An 11,119-nucleotide genomic window follows, 5' to 3' on the forward strand; every position below is an offset into this window, starting at 1 on the left:
CGATCAAGTTCCAATTGAAAGATCTTTTCCGCATAAAGCTCGGCAATTTCTCTGGCTTGAACGCTTATCGCTATCTTTTGCTGGGCACGGAGTGTTACTAATTCCTTTTCATAAATCGCATAGATGGCGTGCTTGTTCACGCTAACATGCTCTTCCGCAATAGTCAATAATTCAGCCTCAACAGCGCTTAGTTGGCGAGCGATAGATTCGTTTGCTTCCATACGGCGTTTTTGAATTTCAAGTGTATTATCACCTCGCAAGACAAGGGTGCCCAGTTCACCATGCGCTCTATCGAAAGCCTTGGGTGCAACAGACGTGACTTCAACTTGTTCAATTTGACGTTCAAGCAAAGGTAAGGCCCGCCAAGAATGGCGAGCCTTTGATGCTTTATTAATATCAATCCAAACAAGTCGCGGAGTAGAACTGACTGGCCCTAAATGACAGCCCGATAACAGCATCGTAGTGATGCCTAATATTCCAACTGCTGACCACAAACTCCGCCTACAAGGCGCTTTTATCATGTCTTTTTATTCATCTCTAGAATTACGTCTTCTGTTAAATCATTCTTAGCATAAACCGCAATAGTAGATAAAAAGATAACGGAACAGCTCTTCTTTTTGGCAACCTGAGCAACCGTCACTTTGCATGAAGCAATCAAATCATCACGTCGCTTCGCACTCCAGTTATCGAGTTCAACTTTTAAGGCTCCACTCTCGTTCTTGATAAGAGTTTCGGCATTTCTAGCCCGTGTAGTCAACTCTAGGAGGCGTTTTTTCTCATATTCACTTGGCTTCGGCTTGTTTTGCAAGTCGGCAAGCTCTTGATCGATTACAGCGCTCTGGTCGATCAACTTCTGTATTAAGACCTTTTGCTCTGGTGTCGCTTTCGGATCGGTCTTGATTTTGAGGATGGTTTGAAATTCCTCTTCTTTTAAAAAGCGGTTATTGTTCCATGTATTCAAGGCTTCACTGTATATCTGCAACTTAGCTTGATACTCATCAATGGCCGCTTTACCTTGCTTACATTCAGTTGCTGCTTTTATTAAGTCAACAGAGCCCCACTCCATACTAGTGTTAGTTTGCTCAACAGCGCCAACGATCATCAGCGCGCCGATCGCAAGAGCAGGAATCCAAAGCCATCTTACTAAGCTTTTCATTAGTAACCGTCCCCTTTTTTCACACAAATGCGTATCTACTTGTGCGTCTCGTCGTATTTCTTGTTCATCTCGGTCAAAACTGCTTGTGTGTAGTCGTTAGAGGAGTAAGGAGCGACTTCCGCTACAAAGACCATCGAACAATTGCCCGTTTTAGCCATCTGGCTTACAATCACTTTTATCTGATCGACGATCTCTTTGGTAGACTTTGCTTGCTTGTCCTGCAAAATAGAACGAAGGTCAGGACCAAGCTGCTGAAGGTTATCACGAGTAGTGCCCATCATTTTGTTCAGGTCTCGTTGTTCAGCCTTCTCGACATCAGTCGCATCAGCCTTCTGATAAAGTTCTGTGAACCGCTTTTGGCGCTCAACAGCCTTATCAAGTAAAGCTTTTATCGTTGCTTTTCCCTCAGGAGTAGGGTTCTTAACTGTTGGAAGTTTTCCATCAGCAGTTGATGAAGGGATGAGTACCTTACGGATATTACTAAACTCATCTGAATTCAGAAAAGGATTGCCGTTGATTGTATCTACGGTTTCGGCGTAGTACTTGCTCATGGTGTCCATTTCCTCAACAGCAGCTTTTCCAGCCTTACAGTCATTCAGGGCTTTTGAAAAATCCACCGTACCGAACAGAGGCGTATTGGCATTCTCCACCACTGCTCCAATTAACGTTGCCATTCCAAGAATCAAACCAATTACAACTAAAGGATGCTTTAATGATTTCATATTTTCCTCCTGCTTAAAATGTATGCCCAACCCTAAAGTGAGTTTTAACGTTTCCTTCTTCGTTAATTCCAAAATCAAGTCGTAACGGACCAAGCGGTGTTTGGAAGTGGACGCCCGCTCCATATCCCAAACTCGGTGCAAAAGCGCTATGCTGAGCAAAACCGTTAATGACTACATTACCATAACGACCGCCCCAAGCATCACCATAATCCGCAAACAACAACACAGCTAAAGTTTTTTGGATTGGGATGCGATATTCAAGGCTGCCGATGAATGCGTTCTGACCCCAGAAACGATCTTCCTCATAACCACGCAAACTTTCAGCGCCACCTACAAAGAATTGCTCCCAGAATGGAAGGATTCCATCTGCGCGAGCGTAATAAAGTCTCAAAGCAAGTACCTGCTTTAGCTGGTTAGGTGTTTTTCTAGCCCCCTGCAAGCTGTAGTAATAGCGCATATCAATGGAACTTTTCGTGAAATCATGCGTCCCAAGAAGGTCCGGCATGTTAACTGCTCCACCAATCTTGGTGATATCGTCCTTACCAAACTCAAAAGCAACACGGATATAGTATCCCCTTGACGGGTCGAAATCGACATCACGCCTGTTCTGTATTAAGCCTAACGATACAGATGAAATCGAACCATCCTGCTGGATAAAATCCTCACTCATAATGCCATCGACATTTTTTGTAGCGATTGATTCGGTGCGAAGTGTAAGGAATGCGTTATTAACCTTTGCGAACGGCCGATTGAGAGTTAATTCCCCGCCTCTACGCCTCTCTTCATATTGGCTTGATGCGTCAGTTGAAATTCCGCTTAAGCCTGAGCCGGCAAAACGATAATAAACTTTATCGTAAGCTCTCAAAGAGATGCCAGTGTGATAACGATCAATAACGGGATCGGCAAAGTTGGCTTCGATGCTGTTTTTGGCTGTACCAGTTCGCTGATAACTCACACCAACCGTTTCACCACGTCCAAGGAAGTTCGGGTCTTGAATTTCGAACAGCCCAAAGATACCTTCCCTTTGATCATAACCAACGCCCACATTAAGTTGACCGGTACGACGCTCCTTAACAATAACATCGAGTTCAAGAAGGTTCGGATTACTTTCAAGCGGACGCGGGCCGCCCGTTGTTACATCTTCGAAATATCCTCGGTTGTAAATCCGATAGATATCGCCTTCCCACTCCTTTATGCTGAATACCTGTCCAACTCGCGTGCGCATTTCTTCTTTGATAACATAGGTCTTAGTGCGCTTGTTACCGATGATATTAATCTTTCCAATCCTAGATTCATCGATTTTTATATTGAGGGTGCTCGTATTTTTTGGATCCGGTTCAAACTGCGAAAAGCCAATAAAGATATAACCCTTATCGCGAAATAGTTTGCGGATCGCTTGGATATCAGAACGAATGGTAAGGTGGTTAAGAACCTGCCCTGTCTTGGTCTTCATAACCTTCAAAATATCCACAGTCGGTAAAACCGTATTACCCGTTATGTTAAGGTTAGTAATGATCGGGTTTTCGACCACATCATAAACGACAATAACACCATTTGGCTGCTGTTCGGCATGGGGCAAAACCGATTCAAAAAGACCAAGAGTGTAGATTGCATCTGAGTCTTGTCGGGCCTTTTCTTCAGTATATTCCGTTCCAGGTTCGAGCTTAGTCGCAGCAAGAATGGCTTCTTTTGAGACTTGTTTATTCCCTCTTACCTGCTGTTCAAGTACCGTTTGGTTCTGTGCCCAAGCGACCGCTATTAGGGTAAACAGCGATGCGATTAATATCCGACGAATGATCACATTATCCTCCTGATTATGCGCGTAAATACGGTTCTAAGCGCTGGCGCATCCATGCACGTGCTCGTGCAACACGACTTCGAACTGCCTCCACCGTTATCTCAAGAGTCTGAGCGATTTGCTCATAACTCATCCCTTCCATCTCGCGTAACAAGATGCAGTCCTTATAAAGGGGCGGGAGCGCGTTGATTGCATTTTCAATCTGAGTGCGTAACTCCTGCTGCTGTATCAATTTATCTGGAGCATTACGCTCATCCGCGACTTCCATCGGACTAGTTCCGCCACCTGGAACATTAACATCCAACGGCGTCTCAATCGCGCGCTGCTTTTTGCGTCTTGCCAGATGGTCAAGACAAAGGTTCATAGCAATACGATAAAGCCAAGTATAGGTCTGGGATTCTCCCCGAAAACTATCATATGAGCGATAGGCTCGAATAAAAGTCTCTTGGACTAAATCAGCCGCCGCTTCATAATCGTTAACAACTCGATACACCACATTATAGATACGTCGCTCATGTTCGGCAACGACCGCCTCGAACTCGTCCGACTGAGAGCTCATCGTCTCTCCGTTCGTAAAATCTAGTAAACAAAATGTTACTCAGCCAATTAGACGATAGAATTACCATCTTGTGTCGGAATATCACGCCGACAAGCCAATAATAGTTCTAAAGTCCTATTTTAAAAGCGAATGCCCGTTTCCAAGGTAAAGCGATTGATCTGCAGATAATCAATCGACCATCCAAGTTGCAAACGGCTCCAGAGACCTTTTTGAAACGGCAAACGATAGAACAATCTGAATTGCCACGTCTCATCAGTCGCGCTGATCGAGCGATTATAATTGGCATAAACCCCGCCAAACAACTGCTTTGTCACCGCTATTGATAATGAATCAAGCCTATTCGGAGTGATATAAAACTCTTCGAGACCGAATAAAAATGCAATCTTATCCTGAATAGGTTTGAAAATTAGTCGCCCACCCCTACCCGCAGCAACATCCATAAACAGATCTCTAAAGCCAGCCCCTGAATCCGAACTACTCGACACTAAGCTCGAAATCGCTTGCTCTCCTATGAGAAGTGATCTGACCTGCTCAATAGATACCCCTGCGGGATCAGACGATACCTGCATATTCGACCAGCCCTCATTTTTCAAAGGGCCATTTATACTTAAATCGATTTTGTAATATTTATAGGTTCCATCTGAGGAACGAATGGCTGCGCTGGTAGATGCTTGAACATCCAAATCAATTCGGGTTTGTGGTTCAGCTCCTACCCCTGCTGCATTATATGATGCGCTTACACGGCTATCTTGCTTCAGCTTTAACTCAGCAAGTGGAAGCGTAACATCACCACTCTGAATCACTAAATTTGAAGAAACCTTAGGCAATAAAGCACTGCCTCCAAGCGTTGCATCACCAATGATTTTAGCTTGAAGAACCGAGTTTTTAAGTTCAACACCTTTGCCGATTTCAATGTTCACATCAAATCGCGGGTTAATTGGCAAAGCTAAGCCAGCCGAAGAAGGCTGGAACTCACTTGGTAACCTAATACTCGCATTTGTCACCAAGAGTGTACCCTGAACTAGGGGGTTATTAAGAGGTCCAACTACCTGAAGCCCACCATTTAACTTCGCTCTTATTGGTTCTTGATACTGTTCGACTAACTTACGTTCATCAAAGGATAAGCCATTCAACTGTATTCCCAGGTTTATATTGCCGTTTGGATAATCGACCAAACTTATGTTACCGGAACCTAGGATTGAACCACCTTTCGATGAATCAAGCCGAAGCGTCTCAAGCCGAACCTCATTATGATTAAAGGCAATCCGAGCTAAGATATTATTGAAAGTTCCATTTAAATTGGTTAAAGCCAACGAAGAACCTGATGCCGTGAAAGCCCCTTCCGCTCTGGGTTCATCCAGCGTCCCTGAGATGTCAACATTCGCATTAATTAGGCCCTCCGTTCGCTTCGTATCGACTCGGTTTGATAAAAGTTCCAAAGCGGTCAAAGGCTGATCTTTAATCGCCAACTTTACCGATAAGGGTTCGCTAACTGGAATTTCAAGCGAGTCCCAGTGAAATGGTAACTCACCCGATATACGCGCCACATACCCTTTTCGTTTCAATGTAGCGTCTTCAGTCGCAATCTTCCCCTCACTAACCGTTATCAAACTGAAGTTAGCCGCATCTATTTGGTAATGAGTGTAAGAAATATCGTTTGCGTTAACCGTGAGGCGCAAATCAGGCGTACTAGAGAAGCCACTGAGATCAGCCGTTACATCGACTATCCCTTTCATATCCGACCACTTCCTATCCCATAACTTCAACCATTCCAAGTTAAAAGCATGGATATCGATACCGGCTGTAATCTCACCATTAGGATTGATGACGCCCGAACCCGACACGGCACCTTGCCCATATGTCCAATTAATCGCTTTAATGTTATACAACTCAGATTGACGCTCAACGTCAAAAGTTATCTGTCCAATCGTTTGCCCCCTCAAACTAAGGTCATCTGTATGGACTTTCACGACCATGGCTGGCGCACTCATTGGCCCATTTACACTAATATTCGCGCTCACAACTCCACCAATTGCATTAAAACGATTCCAGGCTGACGGTGATAGGTTAAGATCAAAAGTAAGAGCAAGAGAGCGAAGTGTGTCGAAGGCCACATTATCAATAATTGCTGATGTGGTTAAGTTTTTGCTGTCATAATTATACGAAAGATCGTCTAACCTGAAAAGTGTCTTGTCGGAAGTGATGAACCAATTACTCGCCTTAATTGTATGATCAGCATAAACTAGCTGCCCCTCACCAGTTCCAATCGGCAAGTCATTCAGCGCTATATTTGTTAGGCCGATCTTCTCCGCAAAAAACTTTGGGTTCACCATTGTGCCGGATATCGTACCTGATACATCTGCGTAACCGGTGAGGCGGATACCATTTTTCGTACTCGGAATACCACTTGACGGCAGGTTCAAATAGGCATCAAATCGCGAAAGCGGCACGTTTTTAGCCAAGAATTCAAAGCTCATATTCTTATCTGAAGTGATTAAACCATTAGCCCGCACTTCGCTGGAATTGAATTTAGCAAAAAGCTCAGGTACATTCAAAAGGCCGTTTCTATAATCAAAGGTTGCTTGAGCAGAATCGATTTTAATCAGGTCTATCTGAGCGCCACGCCCCCAGGTTATCATTCCAGTAACTCGCGGATTTCTAACGGTTCCTGCGACGGTCAAGTTCGGCACCGTAAGAGCACCGCCCAATCCTATCTTCAATTTGAGCAGTCGGCTCACCTCAGGCGCTGGAATATCAGTGGCAGACAGTATTAAATTCAATAATGGCGATGTTCTTCCGCCGTATATAACCGTTCCCTTAGCTGAAACAAGTGCGGCGCCGCGCCGTATTTCCGCTTTTTCTAACCTCACTCTGTCGACATCTGCGCTGAAATCGGCGTCGAGGGCATTCGCATTCATTTCACCCAACCGACCATCATAAACTTGAATATTGCCCTTTACACGTGGCTTGGTAAAGGAGCCTTTAAGGTCTCCGCGAAAATAGGCAATTCCTTGAACCTTGTTATTGCTGACGAAGCTGCCAACTGGTAGATTTCCAAGTTTTACTTCGCCCGCCACAACCTTTAGATCTAACGTTTCAGAAACGATATCAGCCGACCCTCGAACATTCACCCGACCAACATTCCCGGTTATATCAAGCACTGGAATTTGCAGCTTATCTCCAACTAATGACACTCTGGCAAGAACTCGTCCTAAATTCGTTCCACGCCAAGTCACATTCGGCATGGAGAGATTGGCTTGGACGCTTGGCTTATTCGGGTTACCTTCAGCAATGACTCGACCATTTGCAATACCGCCAAGTTTCCATTTCTTGGTATTTGGCCAGTGATCAAGACGGACTCCTTTAAAATCAGCGATAATTTTAACGTGCGGCTCAATCCCAGGCTTTGGAGATAGGTAGCTAAGTGATCCAGAAGCTTGCCCCCCTAACGCCTCTCCTGTAAACACAGGCACAAACACTGGCCCGCCTTTTTGATACGCGAATCTGCCTTTCACATTCGTCATCACAAGATGTTTAAATCGAGCTTCCTGTGCTTGCATGTCCATGACAAGATAGGGGCCAGTCAAACGACCTCTTGTAGAACCGCGTGCCGTAAAGGAACCATAAAACGGGGGGGGTTCAGCTTCCGAAATTGTCTTCCAAGCCTCATGGATATCCGATCCGGATCCGCTAAAATTTATCGATCCCATCCATGGAACACCCTTCTCAGAGCGCTCCCTTGTTGAGAACCCGTTAAATACGACTTTAGCCCCTGTTGTCTGCCCTGACCCTTCAAATTGCATTGCTATGTCAGAGATTTTCCCTTTAACTTTAACATTATAAAACGGATTTAGACTATGAATGTATTGAACCTTTGAAGCGATTACCTCACCGGTACCAAGATAATGCATCTTCCAACGTTTCGGCTCTTTATTAGCACGCAGGGAAAATGAACCAGAAAGAACCGCGCCTTGAAGAGTTACCTGAGGCTTTTGTTTCACATAAGGTTCAATCGCATCCCACTGCACTGCGGTAAAGTTACTTGAGGCAAGCGCTGAAGTCTTCTCGGCAAAAAGCCCACTAATAGTCATCTTCCCTGTGTGCGATCCAACTGCCGACAGCTTGCCGCGAAAAACATCTCCGGCTATAAACACATTCCCGTTTACATCGGCAAAGTGAGTAGTAATTGGCTTTGGCCGGAGTTCATCATGAGCGACAACCCTTCCATTATTAAAAAACAGATCAAGCGTAAATGTCTCAGGTCTCTTCTTACGTTGACGGCGGATTATCTCATCAAAATTCCATTTCCCTTTCGCATTCCGATCAATATAGAGATAAAAGTCATCTACCGTAGCGCTATAGACAGAAGAACCCCAAAGAGCGGGAGTAAAAATAGCAAAGTGAAGCTTTTTGGCTGCGATTAAAGGTTTATTTGACTTGGGATCTAATACTGTAATATCATTCGCATCGAGTGTGCCCTTTTTGAGGTTAATCTGAAGAGAACCTATATGGGTATTTAAGTTAAAGGTAGTGTTTAGAGTTTCACTAATAGCAGTGGCGAGTTCATCCTTTTGCGCCTCATTCCATAATTGGCGCAAAAATAACACACCGCCCGCCAACACTATCAAGGCGGGTAATACTAAAATGAGCCAAAAAAACTGGCTCCGCAACCGCGCCATCCATGCCTCCAGATTCAAACTCCTACTTTCGATAAACGCTCGGCCATTACTTTTTTTGCAAATTCGATCGCGTTATATGAGCTGCGAACTAATGGAGCAGAAGCGACAAAAGAAAAGCCTAATTCCATCCCGATGGTTTCGTATTCCTTAAAATTATCCGGATGGATATATTCAGCAACGGGTAGGTGCCGCATGGTCGGACGCAAATATTGTCCGATGGTCACACAATCCACGCCAATACCGCGTAAGTCGCGAAGAACACCAACAACCTCATCCTTTGTCTCCCCTAAACCAAGCATTAAACCTGACTTGGTAAATATCTTCGCATTCATTCCCTTGACGATCTTAAGGACGTTTAAACTCCGAGAATACTTCGCCTGAGGCCTCACCAATGCATGCAAACGAGGAACGGTCTCGACGTTGTGATTATAAATATCAGGCAACGCATCAACTACAAGCTGGATACTCCTGTCGATTTGTTTAAAGTCAGGAGTTAAAACTTCTACAATTGCATGAGGTATAGCTTCGCGAATTGAGCGAATAGTATCAGCAAACTGGCCAGCACCGCCATCCTCTAAATCATCACGAGTAACCGAGGTTATAACCACATGCTTGAGATATAACACTTTGGCAGCTTCAGCAACTCTTTTCGGCTCATCTGTTTCAACTACAAGCGGTTTTCCTGTTTTTATAGCACAAAACCCGCAAGCGCGAGTGCATATGTCCCCCAAAATCATGAAGGTAGCGGTTTTTTTGGTGGACCAGCATTCGGGAAGATTGGGGCATCTAGCGCTTTGGCAGACAGTATGAAGATTAGCGCCACTGATCATGTCATCAACTTCGCGCATAGCCTCAGGACGCGGCATTCGGACTGTCAACCATTCTGGCAAGTGTCGGTTCATCATTTCCCTTTTGTTGCTGCGTTACTCAAATTATACCTGCACAGGCACAGCATCTGTGTTAAGGCAGTATATGCATGAATTTGAAGCGAATTGACAACGCAGGAAATTGCTTCGTTACCGCATATAGACGAGTTTGGCTATGAATAGTTCTACTTAGGGGTAGATGCCAGCAATATCTAGGCCACACGTTTCGTCAAGCCCAAACAATAAGTTCATATTCTGAACCGCTTGCCCAGCCGCGCCTTTGACCAAGTTGTCGATAACTGAAAAACAAACGGCATAATTGGTGCGCGGATCGAATGTAACCGATACATGGCAGGAATTGGAACCGAAAACGTGCTTAGTTGCCGGAATTTGACCTTCCGGAAGCACTTGCACAAATGGTTGACCGCGATAAAACTCTTCATATAAAGCCGTTAGGCTCACGGGAACCTCTTTTATGGGCACATAGGCGGTCGTGAAAATGCCGCGCGCAATTGGCATTAGATGCGGAGTAAATCGGATGAGAGTATCCGAACCTGATAAACGCTTAAACGTTTGCTCTATCTCAGGCACGTGGCGATGCGCGACGGGATTATAAGCCTTAAACGACCCTTCGATCTCACAAAAGTGATAATCGAGGCTGATTTTCGAGCGCCCTGCTCCAGAGACGCCTGATTTGGCATCGATAACAATCGTGCCGTTCCCTAGACCTGCTTTAATTAATGGGGCAACCGCTAGGCTTGAACCTGTCGGATAGCAGCCTGGATTAGCTACCAATCGTGCTTTAGTATATAGCGAGTGGTCGGTAAGCTCACACATTCCAAATAGCGCTTCGCCGAGTAAATTAGGTTCAGCGTGATCCATTTTGTACCATTTAGGGTAAGCCAAGGGATCATCGAGGCGGAAATCGGCGGAGAGATCGATAATCTTAATTCCTGCATCAAGTAATGAGCGGGCATGTCTAATGGCAAATCCGCTTTCTTGAGCTAAGAAAGCGACATCACATGCTTCTGCTACACGCTTAATATCGAATTTTTCAAGGGTTGGCAAATTAAGCCCGCGCAGCTGAGGAGCCGGTTCATGCGCTTGCTTACCAGCAGACGAACCGGATGTCAGAATCGTAATTGTCGCTTGCGGATGGCGAGTAAGCAGGCGCACTACTTCCGCCCCCGCATACCCCGTCGCCCCAACTACACCAACTCTAATCACTACACCCTCCTGAATTTCACATACGGGCGACCCGCAAGGTCGCCCGTATGAGTTATCATTAATAATCGCCGAAATCCTTGCGGTAGGCTTCAGCTAGTTTGTTATTCCAATT

The 11,119-nt window shown here is 45.1% G+C and carries 8 protein-coding genes; all 8 read right to left on the reverse strand.

Annotated elements, in window-relative coordinates:
• A partial coding sequence (locus WCO51_04580) for a hypothetical protein (GenBank protein ID MEI6512535.1) occupies positions 1-350 on the reverse strand: 350 nt, incomplete at its 3' end.
• A 167-nt stretch (positions 351-517) separates the two neighbouring features.
• Positions 518-1,156: a hypothetical protein gene (locus tag WCO51_04585; protein MEI6512536.1), complete on the reverse strand. Its 639-nt coding sequence runs from the start codon at positions 1,154-1,156 to the stop codon at positions 518-520.
• 35 nt (positions 1,157-1,191) lie between these two features.
• Entirely contained in the window at positions 1,192-1,878 is a 687-nt protein-coding gene (locus WCO51_04590; GenBank protein MEI6512537.1) for an OmpH family outer membrane protein, read from the reverse strand.
• 13 nt (positions 1,879-1,891) lie between these two features.
• Positions 1,892-3,679, reverse strand: a complete 1,788-nt coding sequence (locus WCO51_04595; GenBank protein ID MEI6512538.1) for a BamA/TamA family outer membrane protein — start codon at positions 3,677-3,679, stop codon at positions 1,892-1,894.
• 13 nt (positions 3,680-3,692) lie between these two features.
• Complete coding sequence (locus tag WCO51_04600; protein ID MEI6512539.1) at positions 3,693-4,235, reverse strand: sigma-70 family RNA polymerase sigma factor; 543 nt, start codon at positions 4,233-4,235, stop codon at positions 3,693-3,695.
• 119 nt (positions 4,236-4,354) lie between these two features.
• Positions 4,355-8,914: a translocation/assembly module TamB domain-containing protein gene (locus WCO51_04605; protein ID MEI6512540.1), complete on the reverse strand. Its 4,560-nt coding sequence runs from the start codon at positions 8,912-8,914 to the stop codon at positions 4,355-4,357.
• Between the two features lie 14 nt (positions 8,915-8,928).
• Positions 8,929-9,819, reverse strand: coding sequence for a lipoyl synthase (gene lipA / locus WCO51_04610; protein ID MEI6512541.1), 891 nt, complete (start codon positions 9,817-9,819; stop codon positions 8,929-8,931).
• Between the two features lie 150 nt (positions 9,820-9,969).
• Positions 9,970-11,007 (reverse strand): N-acetyl-gamma-glutamyl-phosphate reductase, encoded by a 1,038-nt coding sequence (gene argC / locus WCO51_04615; GenBank protein MEI6512542.1) that lies wholly within the window; start codon positions 11,005-11,007, stop codon positions 9,970-9,972.
• Between the last annotated feature and the right edge of the window lie 112 nt (positions 11,008-11,119).

The sequence above is a fragment of the bacterium genome, from assembly GCA_037131655.1.
In the GTDB taxonomy this organism is placed as follows: Bacteria; Armatimonadota; Fimbriimonadia; order Fimbriimonadales; family JBAXQP01; genus JBAXQP01.